Source organism: Duganella sp. AC237, from assembly GCF_979254035.1.
On the sequence record NZ_CEEDEW010000003.1, the window covers coordinates 2,230,344 to 2,251,712 of the forward strand.

Annotated in this window: 19 protein-coding genes; 12 read left to right on the forward strand and 7 right to left on the reverse strand. The window is 65.2% G+C overall.

Annotation, left to right across the window (positions count from 1 at the left end; all coding sequences use genetic code 11):
• Positions 1-2 precede the first annotated feature (2 nt).
• The 6 genes from AC0IYS_RS10295 (at position 3) to galA (ending at position 8,357) form a co-directional block, all read left to right on the forward strand.
• A complete protein-coding gene (locus tag AC0IYS_RS10295) occupies positions 3-1,910 on the forward strand; it encodes an alpha/beta hydrolase family protein (RefSeq protein WP_471705045.1) in 1,908 nt (635 codons plus the stop codon).
• A 139-nt stretch (positions 1,911-2,049) separates the two neighbouring features.
• Entirely contained in the window at positions 2,050-2,715 is a 666-nt protein-coding gene (locus AC0IYS_RS10300) for a TetR/AcrR family transcriptional regulator (RefSeq protein ID WP_090320420.1), read from the forward strand.
• Between the two features lie 12 nt (positions 2,716-2,727).
• Positions 2,728-3,513, forward strand: a complete 786-nt coding sequence (locus AC0IYS_RS10305; RefSeq protein WP_471705046.1) for a hypothetical protein — start codon at positions 2,728-2,730, stop codon at positions 3,511-3,513.
• On the forward strand, positions 3,510-4,049 hold the full coding sequence (locus AC0IYS_RS10310) for an LOG family protein (protein WP_471705047.1): 540 nt from the start codon (positions 3,510-3,512) through the stop codon (positions 4,047-4,049). The genes AC0IYS_RS10305 and AC0IYS_RS10310 overlap by 4 nt, the downstream gene beginning before the upstream one ends.
• A gap of 11 nt (positions 4,050-4,060) precedes the next feature.
• Positions 4,061-5,320, forward strand: coding sequence for a glycosyltransferase (locus tag AC0IYS_RS10315; RefSeq protein WP_471705048.1), 1,260 nt, complete (start codon positions 4,061-4,063; stop codon positions 5,318-5,320).
• 127 nt (positions 5,321-5,447) lie between these two features.
• Positions 5,448-8,357 (forward strand): beta-galactosidase GalA, encoded by a 2,910-nt coding sequence (galA, locus tag AC0IYS_RS10320; RefSeq protein WP_471705049.1) that lies wholly within the window; start codon positions 5,448-5,450, stop codon positions 8,355-8,357.
• Here the strand turns inward: galA and AC0IYS_RS10325 are convergent.
• The gene (locus AC0IYS_RS10325) at positions 8,354-9,274 is read right to left on the reverse strand and encodes a LysR family transcriptional regulator (protein ID WP_471705050.1); all 921 of its coding nucleotides are present in this window, start codon (positions 9,272-9,274) and stop codon (positions 8,354-8,356) included. The two genes, galA and AC0IYS_RS10325, sit on opposite strands and share 4 nt — an antisense overlap.
• A 122-nt stretch (positions 9,275-9,396) precedes the next feature.
• Here AC0IYS_RS10325 and AC0IYS_RS10330 point away from each other — a divergent pair, with 122 nt between their 5' ends.
• The 4 genes from AC0IYS_RS10330 (at position 9,397) to AC0IYS_RS10345 (ending at position 13,643) form a co-directional block, all read left to right on the forward strand.
• On the forward strand, positions 9,397-10,488 hold the full coding sequence (locus tag AC0IYS_RS10330; RefSeq protein WP_471705051.1) for a porin: 1,092 nt from the start codon (positions 9,397-9,399) through the stop codon (positions 10,486-10,488).
• Between the two features lie 17 nt (positions 10,489-10,505).
• A complete protein-coding gene (locus AC0IYS_RS10335) occupies positions 10,506-11,333 on the forward strand; it encodes a substrate-binding domain-containing protein (protein WP_471705052.1) in 828 nt (275 codons plus the stop codon).
• Between the two features lie 34 nt (positions 11,334-11,367).
• A complete protein-coding gene (tcuC, locus tag AC0IYS_RS10340) occupies positions 11,368-12,705 on the forward strand; it encodes a tricarballylate/proton symporter TcuC (protein ID WP_471705053.1) in 1,338 nt (445 codons plus the stop codon).
• A 104-nt stretch (positions 12,706-12,809) separates the two neighbouring features.
• Complete coding sequence (locus AC0IYS_RS10345; RefSeq protein ID WP_471705054.1) at positions 12,810-13,643, forward strand: hypothetical protein; 834 nt, start codon at positions 12,810-12,812, stop codon at positions 13,641-13,643.
• 55 nt (positions 13,644-13,698) lie between these two features.
• Here the strand turns inward: AC0IYS_RS10345 and AC0IYS_RS10350 are convergent, their stop codons facing one another.
• Positions 13,699-13,821, reverse strand: coding sequence for a hypothetical protein (locus AC0IYS_RS10350; protein ID WP_471705055.1), 123 nt, complete (start codon positions 13,819-13,821; stop codon positions 13,699-13,701).
• A 327-nt stretch (positions 13,822-14,148) separates the two neighbouring features.
• Positions 14,149-14,658: a YgjP-like metallopeptidase domain-containing protein gene (locus AC0IYS_RS10355; protein WP_471705056.1), complete on the reverse strand. Its 510-nt coding sequence runs from the start codon at positions 14,656-14,658 to the stop codon at positions 14,149-14,151.
• A gap of 71 nt (positions 14,659-14,729) precedes the next feature.
• On the opposite strand from AC0IYS_RS10355, the gene AC0IYS_RS10360 reads away from it, so the two are divergent.
• Positions 14,730-15,698 carry an AEC family transporter gene (locus AC0IYS_RS10360; protein WP_471705057.1) on the forward strand — a complete coding sequence of 323 codons (969 nt, stop codon included), beginning with the start codon at positions 14,730-14,732 and terminating at the stop codon, positions 15,696-15,698.
• Positions 15,699-15,733: 35 nt separating this feature from the next.
• On the opposite strand, the gene AC0IYS_RS10365 is transcribed toward AC0IYS_RS10360, so the two are convergent.
• From AC0IYS_RS10365 to AC0IYS_RS10375, 3 genes are read right to left on the reverse strand one after another with little or no spacing between them, the layout of a single operon-like run.
• Positions 15,734-17,011, reverse strand: a complete 1,278-nt coding sequence (locus AC0IYS_RS10365) for a c-type cytochrome (RefSeq protein WP_471705058.1) — start codon at positions 17,009-17,011, stop codon at positions 15,734-15,736.
• Positions 17,012-17,019: 8 nt separating this feature from the next.
• Positions 17,020-18,789, reverse strand: a complete 1,770-nt coding sequence (locus tag AC0IYS_RS10370) for a GMC family oxidoreductase (RefSeq protein ID WP_471705059.1) — start codon at positions 18,787-18,789, stop codon at positions 17,020-17,022.
• A 23-nt stretch (positions 18,790-18,812) separates the two neighbouring features.
• Positions 18,813-19,484 carry a gluconate 2-dehydrogenase subunit 3 family protein gene (locus AC0IYS_RS10375; protein ID WP_471705060.1) on the reverse strand — a complete coding sequence of 224 codons (672 nt, stop codon included), beginning with the start codon at positions 19,482-19,484 and terminating at the stop codon, positions 18,813-18,815.
• Between the two features lie 259 nt (positions 19,485-19,743).
• On the opposite strand from AC0IYS_RS10375, the gene AC0IYS_RS10380 reads away from it, so the two are divergent.
• Positions 19,744-20,880: a mechanosensitive ion channel family protein gene (locus AC0IYS_RS10380; protein WP_471705061.1), complete on the forward strand. Its 1,137-nt coding sequence runs from the start codon at positions 19,744-19,746 to the stop codon at positions 20,878-20,880.
• Here the strand turns inward: AC0IYS_RS10380 and AC0IYS_RS10385 are convergent.
• Positions 20,877-21,350, reverse strand: a complete 474-nt coding sequence (locus AC0IYS_RS10385; protein WP_471705062.1) for a hypothetical protein — start codon at positions 21,348-21,350, stop codon at positions 20,877-20,879. The genes AC0IYS_RS10380 and AC0IYS_RS10385 overlap by 4 nt on opposite strands.
• Positions 21,351-21,369 lie beyond the last annotated feature (19 nt).

Sequence of the window (21,369 nt, forward strand, 5' to 3'; positions counted from 1 at the left end):
TTGTGCGTATCATTTTACTCATGGCGCTTGCCGCCTGTTGCCTTGCCGGCCGCGCTGCGCAAGCTGAACCGCTAACGATCGAACAAGCCGTCGAGCCGACGGGCACGCTTGCCGTCAGCCTTTCGCCCGACGGAAAACATCTCGCCAGCATCATTTACAACGGCACCAACCATGGCCTGCTGCTGCACGACACCGCCGATATGTCCGCGAAGCTATTGTCGTTCGGGAAGCGTGTGCAGGAAGGGTTCTGGAACTTTCACAAGGCACCACGAAATGTCACTTGGGTCGGCAACGATTTGCTGGCGGTGGACTACGGGGTCGAGGCGGAAACCATCAATCTGCACGGTAAAAAGGTCGCGGAAGTGGGACAGTCGGTGATCGGCCCGGCCGAGGGCGGCAACCTTTTGTCCACCAAGCTGCTGGTCTACACGGACGTGGACGACGGCGACATGGCGCTGGCCGACGGGCGCAGCGGCGAAAGCCGGCAATTCAAGTACCCGAAGGGCAAGCTGATTCAAGCGGCGTTCGACCGCAAGGGCGAGCTGCGCGCGGTGACGGTCGTTAATTCGGAATTCTGGCGCGACGCCTCGACCGTGACTAACTGGTACAAGCCGTCGGCCGGCGTCGCGTGGCAAAAACTGGCCGATTTCAAGGTCACCGACGAGTACTGGCTACCCGTGTACGTGCCGGATGAACCGGACACCATCGTTGTTTCGAGCCGCCTCGGCCGCGATACCTACGCGCTCTTCAACTTCGACACCAAGCGGCTGGCCATCGGCGACATGCTGGCCGGGCATCCGACCCAGGATATCCTTTCCGTCGGCGGCATCGATCAGGGCGCGTTCGAGCGGGTCACCACGCGTGGCATGCGGCCGCAGGACATCTGGTTCGATCCTGTATGGAGCGGCGTGCAACGCGCGGTCGATGTCGCCTTGCCGAACCGGGGCAACCGCCTCAGCGGCGATCCCAAGGGGAAGGTACTGGTCTCTTCCTCCAGCGATCAGGATGCCGGTAGCTGGTATCTGCTCGACATGCCAAGCAAGGCGCTGCGACTGGTGGCACGCAGGCAGCCTGCCTCTGCCGACGCCGATTTGCGCCCCATGGAGATCATCGCTTACGCGGCCGGAGACGGCACTCAGGTCCCGGCGTTCCTGACCCGTCCGGCTGTTAAACCGGGTGCGGCGGCGGGGGCGGGTCCGCTGGTGGTTCTGATACATGGCGGGCCCACGGCGCGCGATTATTGGGGCTGGAATGCCGAGGTGCAGTTGCTGGCCGCGCGCGGCTATACCGTGTTCCAGCCGCAGTTTCGCGGCTCGAGCGGCTTTGGCCGGCGCTTCGAGCAGGCCGGGTTTGGTCAGTGGGGATTGGCGATGCAGGACGACATTACCGCCGGCGTGCGCTACCTGGTCGACCAAAAGATCGCCGATCCCAAGCGCATCTGCATCGTCGGCGCCAGCTATGGCGGCTACGCGGCGCTGTGGGGGCTGGTTAAAACGCCGGACCTGTATCGGTGCGGGGTCAGCTTCGCCGGCGTCGCCGATATCGAGTTCATGTTCAACGACAGTTCCGACAGGGTGGGCAACAAGGTCACGCGGCAGCACATGCTGGCCCGAATTGGCGATGTTCGGTCGAACAAGGAACAGTTCGACCAAGTCTCGCCACTCAAGCACGCCGACCGGATCGTCGCGCCGGTATTGCTGATGCATGGCGAGGATGATGAGCGGGTTCCGATTGCGCATAGCAAAAAAATGCGGAAGGCGCTGGAGCTGCACGGCAAAAAGGTTGAGTGGCTGGCCTTTGAGGAAGAGGGACACGGCTTGCGTTTCATCCGCAACGAGACGGCCTACTACGAAAAGTTGCTGGCGTTCCTGGATAAATACATCGGGACGCCCGCAGCGGCGCGGCCCTAGCGCGGCGAGCAGCGGGTTTCGGCGAAGATCGGCCTATCTTGCGCCAATTGGTCGCCATTGACGCTGAAAAGCTCGCCGGTGTTCTCACTTGGGGTGCAGAGGTGTTATGCTTGCACGAGAATAAACAGAGATCCTCGTTATGCAACAAAAAGCACCCCGCCGCACCCGTGAACGCATACTGGAACTGTCCCTGCGCTTGTTTAACGAGTTCGGCGAACCCAACATCACCACCACGGTGATCGCCGAGGAGATGAATATCTCTCCGGGGAACCTGTATTACCACTTCCGTAACAAGGATGACATCGTCAACTCGATCTTCGTCCAGTTCGAGGCCGAGATCGAACGCATCCTTACGGTGCCGAACGGGCGCCGCTCGAACATTGACGACGTCTGGATGTACCTGCACCTGATGTTCGAGCTGATCTGGCGCTACCGCTTCTTCTATCGCGACCTCAACGATTTGCTGTCGCGCAACCGCAAGCTCGAGCTGCACTTCAAGCAGATCCTGGCGCACAAGATCAAGGTCGCCAAACAGCTGTGCGAGGACTTGCGCAGCGAAAAATCGCTGGAGGCGTCCGACGCCGCCATCGACGCCATGGCTACCAACATGGTGGTGGTGGCGACGTACTGGCTGTCGTATGAGTACGTGCGCAACCCGCGCAAGTACAGCGAGCAGCAATCGATGGCCGATGCGCTGGCGCGCGGCTGTTACCAGGTGCTGTCGCAGATCGGGCCGTATCTGCGCAATGAGACCAGTTTGCTGTTCCAGAAACTGTCCGAAGAATACCTGAAGAAGCTCAAGTGAGCCGGAGACACCATGGCCTGGACCCCTTTCCCTTATCCCGATCCCGCCTACCGCTACACGCCGGAGGGCCTGCAGGCCGCCTGGCCGGCGCTGCATAGCGGCGACCTGGAGCCGTTCCCGGCCAATCCGGCGCTGCTGCAGGCCTGGATCGCCTTCCATGCCGGCGAGTTCGAGCGCGCCGCGCGCCTGGGCCTGGATGTCGGCGTGAACGGCTACTCGGTCGCGCACAAGGCGATCTGCATCTACGCCCAGTATCTCGAAACCAGCGTCAAGAAGCGCATCGCCACCTTCGAATGCGTGGCCGAGCGCTGCGAACGCCAGCAGCGCGAGCAGCCCGGCAACCCGGCCGGCTATTACTGGCACGCCTACGCGCTGGGCTACTACGCCGAGGGCATCTCGGTGGTCAAGGCGCTGGCGCAGGGGCTGGGCCCGCGCGTGCGCGCCAGCCTGGAGAAAACCGTGCAGCTGGCGCCGGCGCGCGCCGACGCCCATGTCGGCCTGGGCGTGTACCACACCGAGATCGTCGACAAGGTTGGCGGCATGATCGGTGGCCTGACCTACGGCGTCAAGAAGGAGGAGGGCTACCGCCATTTCGAGACCGCGCTGCGGCTCGATCCCGATTCGGCGATCGCGCGCATCCAGTACGGCCACGCGCTGGCGATGCTCGACGGTAAAAAGAAAATGGCCGACGCCACGGCACTGCTGGAACAGGCCGCGCGCCTTGCCCCGCGCGATGCGATGGAGCGGCTCGATGTCGAGGCCGCACGACAGGAACTCATGGAGGAAAAGCAGCAGTGACGAAGACGATTTGTGTATATTGCGGCGCCAACGCTGGTGTCAGCCCCGTCTACGCCGAGGCGGCGCGCGCGCTGGCGGCGGCGATGGTCGATCAAAACCTGGCGCTGGTGTACGGCGGCGGCAATGTCGGACTGATGGGCATCATCGCCGACGAGGTGCTGCGGCTCGGCGGCGAGGCCACCGGCGTGATCCCGACCGCGTTGGTCGAGCGCGAAGTGGGCCACACCGGCCTGACGCGCCAGTTCATCGTCAAGGACATGCACGAGCGCAAGGCGATGATGGCCAGCCTGTCGGACGGCTTCATCGCCATGCCCGGCGGCATGGGCACCCTCGAAGAATTGTTCGAGATGCTGACCTGGTCGCAGCTGGGCATCCACGCCAAGCCGATCGGCCTGTTCAATGTCGGCGGTTTTTATGACGGCTTGATCGACTTCATCGCCCATGCCAGGGAGCAGGGCTTCATCCGTCCGCAGCACGCGGCGCTGATGATGTCCGAGAGCGATCCGCAGGCGCTGCTGAAACTGCTGAAGGCTTAGGCCTTCACCGTATGCCCGGCGCGCGCCACATCCTCATCCTTGCCGCCGGCAGCGCCGGCGACGTCTATCCCTTCATTGTCGTCGGCCAGGCCCTGTTGCGGCGCGGCTACGACGTGACCTTGGTTGCTTCCGACAATTTCAAGGAACGGGTCGAGCGCGCCGGCATGGCCTTCGTCTCCGGCCTGAGTCAGGCCGAGCTCGACGAGTTGGTGCACGATCCCGACCTTTGGCATCCCCAGAAGGGGTTTTTCACGATCTGGAAGAAAATGGCCAGGCATTTCGCGCCGTCGTATGCGCGGCAGCTGGCGCTGGTCGAACAGCGGCCGACGGTGGTCATCGCCAGCACCCTGGCGATGACCGGCCGGATTCTGCAGGAGACGCGCGGCGTGCCGCTGGCCACCGTCCATCTTGCGCCGTCATGCTTTTTTTCCGCCGAAGATCCCGCCGCGCGCGCCGGGCTGGAGTGGCTGGCGAAGATGCCGCCGTGGGTCGTACGCGGCGCGCTGGGCCTGATCGAACGCCTGGTGCTCGATCCCGCCGTGCGTCCCCAAATCAACCGTTTGCGCGCCTCGCTGGGCCTGGCGCCGGTGCGGCGCGTGATGAGCCATTGGCTGCATTCGCCGCAACGTGTCATCTGCGCCTTTCCCGACTGGTTCGCCGCGCCGCAGCCTGACTGGCCGCCCAACACCGTGTGCACGGGGTTCCCGCGCATGCCGGCCGCGCCGGACGAGGCCCTCGACGAGGAGCTGCGGCGCTTCCTCGACGCCGGTCCCGCGCCGATCGCCGTCACGCCGGGATCGGCGATGGCGCACGGCCGCGAATTCATCGAACGCGCGATCGCGGCAGCCGGCGCCTTGCAACAGCGGGTGGTGGTGATCACGCCGTTCCGCGACCAGTTGCCGGCCGTGTTGCCGGCGTTCGTGCACCACGTGCCGTATGCGCCGTTCGACGCGCTGGCGCCGCGCGTGGCGGTGTTCGTCCATCACGGCGGCATCGGCACCAGCGCCACGGTGATGGCGGCGGGCAGGCCGCAGCTGGTGGTGCCGTTTTCGTACGACCAGCCGGACAACGGCATGCGCCTGACGCGACTTGGCGTCGGCGCGATGGTCAAGCCGGACGCGCCGCTCGGCGCCTGGACCGCTGCATTGTCTGGGCTGCTGAACCGGCCGGAGGTGGCTGTCGCCTGCGCGGCGCTGGCCGCGAAGCTGGCGGCCGAGCGCCCGCCCGCCGAGCAGATCGCCGATCTGGTCGAGGCGCTGGCGGTGGAATAAATGAAGCGTTAGCCCGCACCCCGGACGCCGGGGTCGGACCCCTCGGGGTCCGACCCCATGTGGCCGCAGTGCGGGTTGGCGGCAGCGCACGGTTAGCCCGACATCAATCGAACAACAAGGAGACGAAGTGACGAATCGACTTGGCAAAGTACTCATCGCAATCATCTTCGCAGGCGGTGCCTGGATTGCCGCAACAGCCGCAACGCCAGCCGAGCCGGCCAACCCGGCCGCCGCGCGCGCCGTCGACGGCCGCGAACGCATCAACATCGACAAGGACTGGCGCTTCGCCCACGGCCACGCCTACGATGCGCAGAAAGATTTCCGGCATGGCCTGCGTCCCTTTTTCTTCGCCAAGGCCGGCTACGGCGACGGCCCGGCCGCCGTCGACTTCAGCGACGCCGCCTGGCGCAAGCTGGACCTGCCGCACGACTGGGCGGTCGAGTTGCCCTTCGACGCGCGCGGCAATACCAACCACGGCTCGCTGGCAATCGGCCGCAACTTCCCGGAAAACAGCGTCGGCTGGTATCGCAAGGTGATCCATATCCCGGCCAGCGACAAGGGCCGCCGCATCTCGCTGGAGTTCGATGGCGTCTACCGCAACAGCATGGTCTGGGTGAACGGCCACTACATCGGCACCGAGCCAAGCGGCTACTCGGGCTTCCGCTACGACATCACCGATTATCTGAACGTCGGCGGAGACAACGTCATCGCCGTGCGCGCCGACGCCACGGTGGAGGAGGGCTGGTTTTACGAGGGCGCCGGCATCTATCGCCACGTCTGGCTGACCAAGACCGATCCGCTGCACGTGGCGCAGTGGGGAACCTTCGTCAAGACCAAGGTGGAAGGCGGCAAGGCGCGCATCGACGTCGACGTCACCGTGGCCAACGACGGCAAGAGCGCGCAATCGTTCGCGCTGCGCCAGCAGGTGTACGCGCCCGACGGCAAGCTGGTGGCGCAGGCGGAGCATTCCGGCCGCAGCGTGCGCGCCGTGCGTGACGGCGAGTTCAGCACCGTGCTGACGGTGCCGCGTCCGCGCCTGTGGTCGCTCGAAGAGCCGAACCTGTACACCCTGAAAACCACGCTGCTGCAAGGCGGCCGCGTGGTCGACAGCTACGACACCCGCTTCGGCATCCGCACGGTGGTGTTCGATCCGGACAAAGGCTTTTCGCTGAACGGCAAGCCGCTCAAGCTGCAGGGCACCAACAACCACCAGGACCATGCCGGCGTCGGCGTGGCGCTGCCGGACGGCCTGCAGACCTGGCGCCTGAAACAGCTCAAGTCGTTCGGCGTGAACGCCTACCGCGCCTCGCACCATCCGCCGACGCCGGAATTGCTCGACGAGGCGGATAGGCTGGGCATGCTCGTCATCGACGAACACCGCATGATGGGCACCACGCCCGAGGTGCGCGGCCAGCTCGAGCGCATGATACGGCGCGACCGCAACCATCCGAGCGTCATCATCTGGTCGGTGGGCAACGAGGAATGGGCGCTGGAGTGGAAGGCCCCTGGCCCGCATCTGGCGCGCGAGATGGACGAGCATGTGAAACGCATGGACCCGACGCGGCGCACCATGGTGGCCACCAGCGGATCGGGCCAGGGCGTGTCGCTGGAGGCGGACGTGATCGGCTTTAACTACGGCGCCCAGCATGACGTCGACCGTTTCCATCGCGACCATCCCGCCAAGCCGGCGATGATGTCGGAGGAGGGCTCGACCTTCACCACGCGCGGCGTCTACTTCGACGAGCCCGCGCGCTCGCATCTGAACGCCTACGACCGCCAGGCGCGGCCGGGCAGCAGCCTCAGCATCGAAGAGGGCTGGCGCCGCGTGCAGGAGCGCGGCTGGATGAGCGGTATGTTCGTCTGGACCGGTTTCGACTACCGGGGCGAGACCACGCCGTTCGGCTGGCCGGCGGTCGGCTCGCAGTTCGGCATGCTGGACACCACCGGTGTCCTGAAGGACACGGCCTATTACCTCAAGTCGGTGTGGACGCGCGAACCGATGGTGCACATCCTGCCGCACTGGAACTGGGCGGGCAGGGAGGGGCAGCCGATCAAGGTGCATGTGTACAGCAACGGCGACGCCGTCGAACTGTTCCAGGACGGCCGCCCGCTGGGCCGCAAGACGATGGCCAAGGACGGGCAGCTGGAGTGGATGGTGCCTTACCAAGCCGGCAAATTGACCGCGACCGCCTACCGCAAAGGCCAGCCGGTTGCCACGGCCGAGGTGGCGACCACCGGCGCCGGCGCGGGCGTCGCGCTCAGCGCCGACAAGACCGCCCTCAAGCCCGACGGCACCGACATCGCCGTGGTGTGGGTGAACGTGGCCGACGCCACCGGCAAGATCGTACCGACCGCCGCCGACCTGGTGGGTTTCGACGTATCGGGTCCGATCCGCATCATCGGCGTCGGCAACGGCGATCCGGGTTCGCACGAGCCCGACCGTCCGGCCGACCGCCACACCTTCGTGCCGCTGTCCGGCTGGCGCACGCTTGCCGTCGACAGCGCCGACCAACCGGCGGCGCGCACCGCGACAGTCGATACGTCGGCGTGGCGCGACCCGGCCGCGTGGTTGCCGCCCACGGCGCAGCCGCCGCTGACGCCGTATCTGGTGCTGCGCGGCGAGTTCCCCCGGCCGGTCATGGCGGCGGATGGCCGCGCCGCCTTGTTCATCGACCGGCTGGACGCCGGCCAGGCGGTGTATGTGAACGGCCGCCCGGTCGAGGCGACGCTGGTCGATGGCGGCCTGATGGTCGCGCTGGACGGCGCGCAGCTGAACGATATCAACAGCCTGGCCTATGTCGTGGCGACGCCGAAGGACGGCGTGCAGGGCATGTTCGACCGTTCCGTGGGCACCAGCAAATGGGGCGTGCTGCGCGTGACCGCGCCGGCGGCGCCGTGGCAGCGGCGCGTGTTCAACGGCTGGGCGCAGGTGATCGTGCAATCGACCGGTCAGGCCGGCGAGGCCAGCCTGACCGCCAAGTCGCCCGGCCTGGCGCCGGCGACGATCCATTTCCAGGCCGGCCAGGCCGCCCGCTAGCGGGTAGCCCGCCGTCCCGGCTTCGCGATGCCCGCGACCAGCATGTCGAAGAGGGTGCGCGAGGCCGGCGGCATGGCGTGCTGGTGCCTGCTGATCAAGCCCAGCGTGCGGTTGACGGTGGGATTGACCAGCGGGACGCCCACCACTGTGCTGTGCGCCTCCCGGGGGATCGACAGCCCCGGCACCGCCGCCACCCCCAGCCCCGACTCCACCAGCGCCAGAACGCCCGACACGTGGTTGATCTCGCACGAGATCCACGGGTGCTTTTCCACGCCCGACAGCGCGGCGTCCAGCACGCTGCGGTTGCCGCTCGACTTGGCCACCGAGATATAGCGTTCACCGACGGTGTCCTTCCAGTTGAGTTTCTTGCGCTTGGCCAGCGGATGGTCGTGCCGCATCGCCAGCACATAGCTTTCGACGTGGATGGGCTGGAAATGGATTTCCGGATTCTCCGCGCCGGTAAAACTGATGCCGAAGTCCGCCTCGCCCGTCAGCACGAGGTTGAGCACATCCTGCGCGCTTTCATCGTGCACGCGCACGCGAATCTTCGGAAACTGCGCGCTAAAGCGCTTGAGCACCTCCGGCAGGAAATGCCACACGGCCGACGGCACGCAGGCGAACGTCACCGTCCCCGTGCGGTGCGCGGCGAGGTCGGCGACGCCCAGCACGGCATCCTCGAGGCCGTTGAGCGCGTCGCGCACGTTCACCAGGAAGGCCTGGCCGACATTGGTCAACTGCACGCGCCGCGTGGTGCGCTCGAACAGCTTGACCCCCAGCGCCTCCTCCAGTTTTTCGATCCGCCGGCTGAGCGCCGGCTGCGACAGGAAAAGATCCGTGGCGGCCTGGCGAAAGCTGTTGCGCTCGGCCACGGCCACGAAGGCCTGTAAATCATGAAGTTCGTAATTGATGCGTTGCATGCATTAATCCCCGGAAAAATTGCAATTATCAAATTATGCCATTTCAACGATGATTCGATACTTATCAGCAGCCTCGTCAAGAAGGCGTCAATAAGAAGGCATCATTCGACAATGGAGACACGATGCGACATCGGTGCACGTTCGCGCTTCTGGCGGTGGCAAGCGGTAGCTGCCTGGGCCAAAGCAGCGCAATGATTTATGGCATAGCGGATGTCGGCATCCGTTATGGAAAAAGCCTTAACGCCGCCAACGCGCCGATGGCGGGCGGCACGCTGCCCTCCGTCAGCAGCGGCGTCAACAACACGAGCCGCTGGGGCCTGCGCGGCCTGGAAGACCTCGGCGGCGGCTGGCAGGCGCTGTACCGCCTCGAGGGCGGGCTCAATCTGGACACCGGCAGCTCGGCCAAATCCGACAAGCTATTCGACCGCCAGGCCTGGGTGGGCCTCAAGTCGCCGCAGGGATCGGTATACCTGGGGCGCCAGGCGACGCTGCTGGCCGACGCCATCGCGCCGGTCGACCCGCTGGGCATCCGCTACGCCAGCTTCAATCCAAACGTCAACATCACAGGCTTGAGCAACACCGCGTTCGGCGGCCACTCGTTCGGGCAGCAATACGGCAGCAGCGGCTATGCCGATAATTTCTATCGTCTCGACAACATGGTCAAGACCACCGCCAACCTCGGACCGGTGGTGGCGCGTGCGGCGTATTCCTTCGGCGAGGTGGCCGGTTCCACGTCGCCATTGTCGACCTTGGGCGGCGCCCTGGCTTACCAGAAGGCGGGGCTGGCCGTGTCCGGCGCGGTGATGCGCTTTCGCAATCGCGACAACCTCATCCTCGACGCCGCCACCTTGGGCGCCGCCTACAAGGTGGACGAATGGCAGTTCAAGGCCAATGTGGGCTTGAACCGCGCCGACACCGGCGTCGACCGGTCGGTGCGGCAGGGCGTGGTGTCCGCCGGCGTGAGCCGGCACGTCGCGCCCGACCTCCTGCTGACGACCGCTTACTACAAGGTGCGGCGCTCCGCCACCGGCCATATCGACGACGGCTTCCAGCGCGCCTTCGCCTACCTGGAAAAAACGCTGTCGCCGCGCGCCACGCTGTACCTCGAATCGGACTACACGCGCTGGCAAGGCGATGCCGCCGGCGTCACGGGCACGCGCGCCAACGACCGCCACGGCGCGGCCCTGACACTTGGCTTCATGCAGAAATTTTAACGATCGGAGAAACCACCATGCTTCAACCTCATTTTGTACGGAAATCCCGCCCGGTGCTGGCGGCCCTGGTCGCACTGGCGTTATCTGCCGCCGGCGCGGCGCAGGCCGCGGACATCCGCGTGGTCAGCTCGGGCGGTTTCGCCCAGGCCTACAAAAACCTGGCGGCCGAATACGAGCGCACCAGCGGCGACCATTTGCTGTCCGAATGGGGACCGTCGATGGGCAACACAGCCAAGGCGATCCCGGCGCGCCTGGCGCGCGGCGAACAGATTGACGTCGTCATCATGGTGGGCGACGCGCTGGACAAGCTGATGGAGGCGGGCCGCCTGGTCCCCGGCACCAAGGTGGTGCTGGCCAATTCCCCGATCGCCTGCGCGGTGCGTCAAGGCGCGGCCAAGCCCGACATCAGCACCACCGACGGCTTGCGCAAGGCTTTCCTGCAGGCGCGCAAGGTGGCCTATTCGGACAGCGCCAGCGGCGAATACATCGAGAGCAAACTGATGAAGAAGCTGGACATCGCCGAGCAGATGCAGGGCAAGGCCGCGAAAATCCCGGCCACCCCGGTCGGCGAGATCATCGCCCACGGCGAAGCCGATTTCGGCTGCCAGCAGCGCAGCGAGCTGATGCCCGTCAAGGGCATCGACATCGTCGGGCTGCTGCCGCCGGACGTGCAGTTGATGACCGATTTTTCTGCCGCGCTGGTGCGCGACGCCCGGCAACCCGAGGCCGGACGCGCCTTGCTGCGCTTCCTCGCCTCGCCCGCCAACGCCGCCGCGATCGAGGCCACCGGCCTGCAACCGGCAGCGGCGGCTGCGGCGCCAGCGCCAACCCCAACCCAGCACTAGACGACGTTTTCCAGCTTTCATCGATAGGTAACACATGACTACTCAATCCAGCGCCCAGCGCCTCGCCGAGGCCGCGCCGCCCGGCACACCGGCGCGCGCACCGTCCCGCATCGCCACCGTCATCCGCGTGACGAGCGGCAATTTCATCGAAATGTACGATTTTTTCCTGTTCGGCTTCTACGCCACGTATATTTCCAAGGCGTTCTTCCCCGCCACCAGCGAATACGCGGCCTTGATGATGACGTTCGCCACCTTCGGCGCCGGCTTCTTCATGCGGCCGCTGGGCGCGATTATCCTCGGCAGCTATATCGACCGCATCGGCCGCCGCAAGGGCTTGGTGCTCACCCTGGCCATCATGGCTTCCGGCACGGCGCTGATCGCCTTCGTGCCCGGCTACGAGACCATCGGACTGCTGGCGCCGCTGCTGGTGCTGATCGGACGCCTGCTGCAAGGCTTCTCGGCCGGCGTGGAGCTTGGCGGCGTGTCGGTCTACCTGTCCGAGATGGCAACGCCCGGCAACAAGGGCTATTACGTCAGCTGGCAATCGGCCAGCCAGCAGGTCGCCATCATCTTCTCGGCCGCGCTCGGCTACGCGCTCAACGAGACGCTGAGCAAAGAGTTCATCGCCGACTGGGGCTGGCGCATTCCGTTCTTCATCGGTTGCTCGATCATTCCGGTGGTGTTCTACATCCGGCGCTCGCTGCAGGAAACCGAGGCCTACCTGGCGCGCAAATCCCATCCGACGTTCCGGCAAATGCTCAAGACCATCAGCCTCAACTGGCCGCTGGTGGTCGCCGGCACCATGCTGATCGTGTTGACGACGGTGGCGTTCTACCTGATCACCGTCTATACGCCGACCTTCGGCAAGAGCGTGCTCAAGTTGAGCACCGAGGAAAGCCTGCTGGTCACGCTGTGCGTCGGCCTGTCGAACTTCATCTGGCTGCCGGTGATGGGCGCGCTGTCGGACCGGATCGGGCGCTGGCCCATCATGGCGATCTGCTCGGCGCTGACGGTGCTGACCGCGTATCCGGCCTTATCCTGGCTGGTCGGCCATCCCAGCTTCGAGCACATGGTCATGGTCGAGTTGTGGCTGTCCTTCCTGTACGGCAGTTACAACGGCGCCACCATCGTCGCGCTGACGGAGATTATCCCGGCCAGTGTCAGGACCACCGGCTTTTCGCTGGCCTACAGCCTGGCCACCGCGCTGTTTGGCGGCATGACGCCGCTGGTGTCGACCTTGCTCATCGAGAGCACCGGGGACAAGGCGGCGCCGGGCTACTGGATGGCCGGCGCCGGCGCCATCAGCTTGGTGGCGACGTGGCTGGTCTACCGCGGCATCGTCAAGGAGCGCCATCCGGTGGCCGGCGTGTAGGCTATCCCCTTTGCGCTCTACGCCGCCTGCAAGAGAACTTAATCATTGATTAATATTTGTACGTTCGATAAAATCGCCGGCCTGACTTTGGACGGATAACATCGATGCGCTTGGGATTTCTTTTGATGGCACTCGCTTGCGGCGCAAGCCAGGCGGCCGAGCCGGCATGGCAGCCTTTCCATTGGGCGATGGGCAGTTTCAACGGCGGCGCGCCGGAGCGTCTGGGACTGGTGTTGCCGGTGACCGTCAATGGCGTTGCCTGCACCGCTCAGCTCGATACGGGCGCCAACGGCGATTGGAACTGGAGAAAGCGCGACGGCGCGCTTGCGGGCGGCGACCGCGCGGCGGTCGAACTGGCCGGGTTGCAACGCTGGATTCCTGCCACGGCCGCGAGCCTGGCGCAACTCAAGGAACCCGATTGCGGCGGCAGTCCCATCGCCATCGTCGGCAACGCGCTGTTTGAGAACGGCACGCTGACGTTGGACCTCGGCCGGTCGCGCTACGCCTACGCACCCCAAGCATTATTGGCCGGTGTGCGGGATGCGCAGCCGTTGCTGTACTTGAGCTGGGCCGGGGGCGGCGGCCATATCGTGGTGGAGGTGCGGCGTCCCGGCGCCCGCATCGGTTACGCCATGCTCGACACGGGCGCGTCGCGCTTTGGATTGGTGGCGACGAACGCGGAAGAGTGGGGCGCGCTCGCGGCGGGCGCTGCGCGGCCGACGTCGGCCGATCCGGGCGCGATCAGTTTTACCGGACCCAAGGGTGAAGCGGTCAGTTGCGGCGATGTGCTGCTCAAGGACGGGCTGGAAGTCGCTGGCAAGAAGCTGGGAACCGTGCGCGCGTCCTATTGCGAAGGGCATAGCTTCCAGGCGCCGGTACGTCTGGTGGGCGCCCTAGGCATGGCGCCGCTGGGCGACCGGACGATCGTCCTGGACTGACTTATCGCGGCGCTGGACCCTTAGCGAGTAGCTGCGGGAGCGAATGTCGAACTACTTACAGGCTGACGACGATGGCAATCCCAGCCACAAGGGCCAGCGCAAAGACCGCACCGAGCGCCAACATTGTCTTAGCGAACTTCGCATCATCTGTCACGATGGATTCCATTAGTTTCAGCATGTTTCGCATCCCTGGATGCCGGTTTCCTCGTTATCAAGTGCTACGCGAACTTGAAGTGAATCATTGGATAGAAGATGCAGAGGCCGGCGGTTATAAAAATGGAGAGCCCGATAACATACCAATTTGTGGTGTCGCCCGTCGCTGCCCTCAGTGTACTTAATCCGACCAGCACAGTACACACAAAGCCCATTAGGATGCAGATCCCGATGGTTCCGCCGATTCCGGTGCCCGGGTCAGGGTATTTGTCCCATGCGCTAATGGCATCATAGGCGCACGCAGCGAGCATGGAGATCAAACGTGAGAGGATGCGGCCTCCGTAACGGCGGATTAAGCCCACAGCCGGCCGGCGCCGGTATCGAGATGGGTGAGGTAGAGCCGCAGATCGAACTCGTACTGGTGATAGTTCGGCTCCATGTACGTGCACAGCTTGTAGAAGGCCTTGTCGTGCTGCTTTTCCTTCACGTGCGCCAGTTCGTGCACGGCGATCATGCGCAGGAATTCCAGCGGCACTTCCTTGAACATGGTGGCGACGCGGATCTCGTGCTTGGCCTTGAGCTTGCCGCCTTGCACGCGCGAGATCGACGTGTGCAAACCCAGCGCGTGGTTTATCACGTGGATCTTGCTGTCGTACTCGACCTTGTTGATCGGCTCGGCGTTGCGCAGATGTTCATCTTTTAATTCCTGCACGTAGTTGTACAGCGCCTTGTCGGTGCGCAGCTCGTGCGGTTTCTTGTAGCGCTTGAGCAGCACCTCGCCCAACTGGTTTTTGGCCAGCAATTGGGTCACTTGCTGCTGCGTTTGCTCGGAATAGGCGCTGAGGTACTTCAGGGAGGACATGGCGTGACGGCTGAAAAGATTCGAGGCGTGAATGTACCACAACCATGACAAAGGGCCTGGCGTCGAGTACGATGGCGCAAACTTCCCAGCGCCCATCCATGCTCGATATCCTCGCCATCACCAGTCCGATCTACATTATCGTCCTCGCCGGCTACCTCGCCACCCGCTTCGGCGTGTTCGAGCGGGCCGATATGCGGGTGTTCGGCAAGTTCGTGCTGAACTTCGCGCTGCCGGCGCTGATCTTCAACGCGCTGGCGACGCGGCACATCCGCGAGGTGCTGCATCCGGCCTATCTGCTGGCCTACCTGGGCGGCTCCCTGCTGATCATGACCATCGCCTATGTGGGCGGCCGTTCAGCCGGGTTGAACCGCATGCGCAGCACGTTCCTGGCGATGGGCGTCTCGTGCTCCAACAGCAGCTTCATGGGTTTTCCGATCCTGTTGCTGATGGTGGCGCCCGTGGCTGGCGTGGCGTTGGCGCTGAACGTGATGGTAGAGAACCTGGTGATGCTGCCGCTGCTGCTGGCGATGGCGGAGAGCGCCCGTGGCGGCGGCGGCTCGTGGCGCCAGGTGCTCGGGCAGTCGCTCAAGCGCCTGGCGCGCAATCCGCTGGTGCTGGCGGTGACGGCCGGCCTGGTCGTCAGCCTGGCGGAAGTGTCGCTGCCGCAGCCGGTGCTGCGCAGCGTGACCTTGTTCTCGCAGGCCAGCGGCGGCGTGTCGCTGTTCGCCATCGGCGGCACCCTGGTGGGTTTGCCGTTGACCACCGGCTGGCAGCGCGTGCTGCCCATCGTCGCAGGCAAGCTGGTGGGGCATCCGCTGGCGGTGCTGCTGATTATTTCGCTGCTGCCGCTGGCGGGCATCGCGCCGATGGAGCCGTCGCTGCGCGCGGCGGCGCTGTTGATGGCGGCGATGCCGATGTTGAGCATCTACCCGATCCTGGCGCAGGCCTACGGCGAGGCCGACCGTAGCGCGACGACCTTGTTGATTTGCATGGTGACGTCGTTCTTTACATTAAGCGCGTGGATGTGGTTGGTGCGGTAAAAAACACCAACCACGGCGCGACAAACGCGCTGCTGTTATTTCGCCTCTAACTTGGCGCGCACTTTCGCGACATCCTTTTCCGACACCGCAGCCGCCGTATTGCCCCAACCCTGGCGCACGAAGGTCGCCAGCGCGGCCGCCTCGCTGTCGCTGAGTCGCTTGCCGAAGCCGGGCATCACCAGCACCGACGGCGCCTTGTCCGTCGAGGGCGTGCGCGCGCCGGCCAGCATCACATGCAGCAACGCGGTCGGATTCTCCGCGTTGACCACGGTGGCGCCGTCCAGTTCCGGGAACACCCGCGTCGCGCCCTTGCCGGTGACGAAGTGGCATGCGGCGCAGTTGTCAAGGTACAGCCGCTCGCCCAAGGTCAGTCCGACGGCGGCGGACAATTTCTTGACCGTGGCGTCATGTCCCTGCGCCTTGACGGCGGCGCCGCGCGCCGGCGCCGGCGGCAGGGCCTTGAGGTAGGCGGCGATGTCGTTCAAATCGCCCTCGCTCAAGTGCGAGGTGCTGTGCTCGACGACGGCGCTCATCTCGCCGGCCACCGCCGAGTTCTTGTTGCGCCCCGTTTGCAGGTAGTCGACGATGGCCGCCTGGCTCCAGTGCGGCATGCCGCGCAGCGACGGCACCGGCCAGTCGTTCAGCTCGCCGCCGGCAAGGAACTTGGGCGACGAGCTGTCGCCGGCCTTTTCGTTCATGGCGTAGCCGCGTGGCGTGTGGCAGCTGCTGCAGTGACCCAGTCCTTCGACCAGATAGGCGCCGTTGCGCACTTGCGCGCTCCAGCCCGGCTGCGCCTTGAACGGCTTGTCGTCCGCGAAGAAGTAGTTCCAGAACGCCATGCCCCAGCGCAGGTTGAACGGGAAGCTCATTTGCGAGGCCGGCGGCGCGTAGGCGGCCGGCTTGACGCCGCTCTGGAAGTAGGCGTACAGCGCCTTGATGTCCTGGTCGCTGACCTTGGCGTAGCTGGTGTACGGCATGGCCGGATACAGGTGGGTGCCGTCGGCGCGTACGCCCTTGCGCACGGCGTCGGCGAACTGCTGTTCGGTGTATTTGCCGATGCCGTGCTGCTTGTCGGGCGTGATGTTGGTCGAGTAGATGATGCCGTGGCCACTGTCGATGGCCAGGCCGCCGGCGAAAGCCGGCTTGCCCGGCGCGCTGTGGCAGGCGATGCAGTCGCCGGCGCGCGCCAGATAGGCGCCGCGCTGGGCCAGCGTCTGGGCCGGCGCCGTCGTGGCGGCCGCGCCGGCCGCCAGGGCCTGGCCCGCCGCCAGCGCGATGGCGGCAGCGCCCAGGAAGTACTTGAAAGTTTTCATAACGTCGCTCATACCCGGACCAGCGGTCCCGGATTTTTCAGATATTGGTTTTTGATCGCCTCGGCCGCGAACAGCGTGATGGCGCCGATGGTGGCGGTCGGGTTGGCCTGGAAGTTCTGCGGGAAGGCGTTGCCGCCCGGGACGAAGACGTTGTGCACGTCCCACGATTGCAGGTAGCGGTTGAGCGCCGAATCGCGCGGCGAGGTGCCCATGATGGCGCCGCCGACGTTGTGGGTCGAAACGTACTTGGTGATGTCCCAGTGCGAATCGAGGCCGAGGAAGTTCTCCGACATGGCGTCCGGCTTGAGTTCCTTGGCGATGCCGAGCACGATGTCGCGCAGGTGGCGTTGCAGCTTCAGTTCGTTCTGGCGCCAGTCGAACGTCATGCGCAGCAGCGGCTGGCCCCACGGGTCCTTGTAGTTCGGGTCGAGGTCCAGGTAATGGCCGCGATAGGACATGCAGGTGGTGGTGATGCCGATCTTCATCGAACGGCCGTACCAGTCGACCATGCCTTCCTTCCAGCCCTTGCCCCAGCCCGGCGTGCCCGGCGGCAGCGCGGTGCCGATCGGCGCGCCGGTGGCCTGGGAGCTGTGGATCTTGGCGCCGCCGATGAAGCCGAGCGACGGCCCGTCGAAGTTGCCCGGCGAGATGTCGTTAAACATTTCACCGGTGGCGCCGGCGGTGGCGAACGGGTTGAAGTGCTTGTCCTTGAAGAACAGGGTGGCGTCGCCGTTGCTCAGGAAGGCGTAGTTGCGGCCGATGGTGCCCTGCTCGGTGAGCGGGTTGTACGGCTGGCCGATGCCCGACAACAGCATCAGGCGCACGTTGGCGAACTGGAAGCTGCTGAGGATGACGATACGGGCCGGCTGGAACACCTCGCGCTGCTGCTCGTCGATGTAGGTGACGCCCTTGGCGGTCTTTTTGTCGGCGTGCAGGTCGACGCGGATGACGTTGGCGTTGACCTTGTAGTCGAAATTGGGCATGCGCTTGACCACGTCCAGGATCGCCGTCTGCGGCGAGGCCTTGGAGTAGTTCAGGCACGGATACTTGCTGCAGTAGCCGCAGTAGTTGCACGGCGCCAGCTGGGCGCCGTACGGATTGGTCCAGGCCTGCGAGACGTTGGCCGACGGATTGGGGAACGGGTGGTAGCCCATCTTTTTGGCGGTGGCCGCGAACAGCGAGCTGTTGAGCGTGTCGTGCAGCGCCGGCAGCGGGTAGGGGCTCGAGCGCGGCCCCTCGAACGGGTCGCCGCCCGGCTGCAACGTGCCGTTGAGGTTGCCGGTGTTGCCGGACAGCCCGCAGATCTTGTCGAACTTGTCGAAGTGCGGTTCGATTTCTTCCCACGTGAACGGGAAGTCCTTGATGCGCATGTCGGGGTCGAGCGTGCCGCGCTTGTAGGCCTGGTCGGCGTAGGTCTTGAGCTTGAGGTCGGTGGTGGTCGGGCGGATCAGTACGCCGGTCCAGTGCAGGCCGGAGCCGCCGACGCCGGTGCCGGGCGCGAAGGCGCCCCATTTGCGCGTCGGCAGCGCCGTCTCGCCGGTGTTGTAGCGCACCGTGAGGGCGGCGTCGCGCGGCGTGGCGAACACCTTGTTCTTAATCGCATAGGCGTACTGGTCGGCCGGCTTCGGATAGGCGAAGTCCTCCGGCGGACGGTCCGGGCCGCGTTCGAGCGCGCGCACCTTCAGGCCCTCCCTGGCCAGTTCGATGGCCATGATGGAGCCGGCCCAGCCGAGTCCGACGATGACGACGTCGACGTCGTCGTTAGTGATGGTTTGCATAGTTGGTCTTTGTGTGGGATGGATCAGGTGCGCTTGCCGCTCAGGCTCACCGGCCCCAGCGGATATTTGACGTCGTGCACGTCGACCCATTCGGTGTAGGCGGCGCGGGCGCCGGGGAAGCCGATGGCGACCCAGGCTTTCATGTCTTTGTTTCCGCCGTACATGGGGTCGGCCAGGTAGCCGTTCTTGGCGTCGCCGAGGAACTGGCCGAAGAACTGCGACGCCTTCAAGGTCGGCTCGCCCAGGTCGGCGAAGCTGATCGTGTTCTTTTGCAGCGCCGTCAGCAGCGCGTCCTTGTCGGCTGGCGCCAGCTGTTCGAACGGCTTGCCGTGCGCCTGCTGGCTATGCTGCTGGGTCAGCTTGATGCCGAGCCGGTACATCTGCTGCGGCGTGTGGTCGTGCTGGAAGCCCAGGGTCGGCGCGGCGTCGGCCTTGTGCGGCCCTTGCATATACACGTCGTCGCCGAGGCCGGCATGCAGTTGCTGGTCGATGAAGACGGGGACGTTGGTCTCCAGCGCGCCGGGGCCTTTGCCCTCGGCCGGGATCAGGCGGTCGCAGGCGGCCAGGACGAACTGCCATTCGGCGGCGGAAAAGAACACCGGCTGATAGCGGTGCAGCTCGACGCCTTCCAGGCCGTCGGCGCGCGCGCGCTGCGGCGACAGCGACACGAGCGGAATGGCTGCCGCGGTCGCCATCAGTATCGTTCGGCGGGAAAGATTAACTTTTTCTGTGGACATAGTGGCTTATGGAAATATTAAATAACCGAAGGAACTTTTACTTGTATGATGACTAGCTTAGTTGGAAAGTAATACATAGTCAAACTATTTATATGTGAAGTAAGTGCTTTTACGTAGACGCTTTGCCAAGCGAGCTAGTGCCTTGGGGAAAAGTGCGCGTACAAGGCCGCCGCAGCGGTTACGCTAGCCGCCTACCTGTTTCGAGAAGGAGCCCGCCTTGGATATCCGTCAACTGGGCATGCCGATTGCCGGCATCGGTCCTGAAAACTGGATCGTCGCCGCCATCGCCTGCGTGGTCACGTTCGCCGCCATCCACGGCGCGCTCATGCTGCTGCGCCGTCGCATGGCCAAGCTGGTCGACTCCGGCCAGGCGGACAAACCGGCCGCCGAACTGCTCGGCGCCACCCTGGCGCGCACCAGCAATCTCGCCGTCGTGCTGATTTCTGTGCTGGTCGGTCTGTCGTTGCTGGACCTGCCGCCGCCGTGGCACCAGCGCGTGCAAATCCTCTGGTTCATCGTGCTCGGCCTGCAGGTGACCCTGTACATCGACCGCGCCGTCAGCATCGGCACGCGGCGCTACTTCCGCCAGCATTCGGCCGACGAGTCGGCGCCGGACACGGTGGCCAACACCTTGATCGGCTGGGCCGTCAAGACGGTGCTGTGGGCGATCTTCGCGCTTGCCGTGCTGTCGAACCTGGGCATCAACATCACCACCTTCGTCGCCAGCCTGGGCATCGGCGGTATCGCCGTGGCGCTGGCGGCGCAGAATATCCTGGGCGACCTGTTCGCCTCGCTGGCGATCGCCATCGACAAGCCGTTCGAGGTGGGCGACGCCATCGCCGTGGCCGGCGTGTCCGGCGCGGTCGAGCATGTGGGCCTGAAGACCACGCGCATCCGCGCCGACAGCGGCGAGCAGATCGTCATCTCCAACGCCGACCTGCTTAAAAACGTCGTGCGCAACTACAAGCGCATGTCGACCCGGCGCGTGCAGCTGTCGTTCCGCATCAATCCGGCCACGCCGGCGGCGCTGGCCGCCGTCATCCCGGCCGCGATCCGCGAGATCGTCGAGGCGCAGGACGAGGTGCGCTTCGACCGCGTCCATCTGAAGGGATTGAGTCCGGAAGCGATCGAGTTCGAGCTGGTGTTCTTCATGCTCACGTCCGCCTATGGCACCTTCATGGACACGCAGCAGGCGGTGCTGTTGGCGGTGATGGAGAAATTCGATCAGTTGGGCGTGGACACCGGCACGCCGACGCACCATGTGATGCTCGAGCGCCAGCCGCGCGCCGTGGACGAGGCGCCGCCGCGCAACGAGCTGGCCGAGTTCAAGGGACGTACGCACGGCAGCCGCTAGTCGGTGACGAAGAGTTCGCGGAACGCGCCGCCGTTGAAGTAGATGATCTCGCAACTGGCTTCGCCGAAGCACAGGCTGATCGCCTCGTTGCTGATGTTTACCGGCGCGCACTGGACGCCGGCGTGGCAGACCGGCTTGTAGCTGCCGGGCTTGGCCAGCGACAGGCTTGGCGGGTTGGGGCCGGTATCGATGAAGGTCTTGACGACCTTGGCCGGCTGGCCGCTGCCGGCTTCGGGGAACACCACCACGTCATATTGCCCGCCCCGGTTTTTTTTGCCGTTATGCCTGAGTACAGCGAGGTCGCGTTGGTCCGGTTGCCGGAAGCTGCCCAGCACGGGCGGCGCCATCGCCGGTACATCGGTCGCGCCCGCTGCGGCAGCGTCCGCCAGGGTGGCTATGACCAGCAGACACGCCAGCAACGCGCCCGGCAGCCGGCGTGCGGCGGCACCGCCGCGCAGTGGTTGAGACATCGCTACTTCCTCCAGAGGT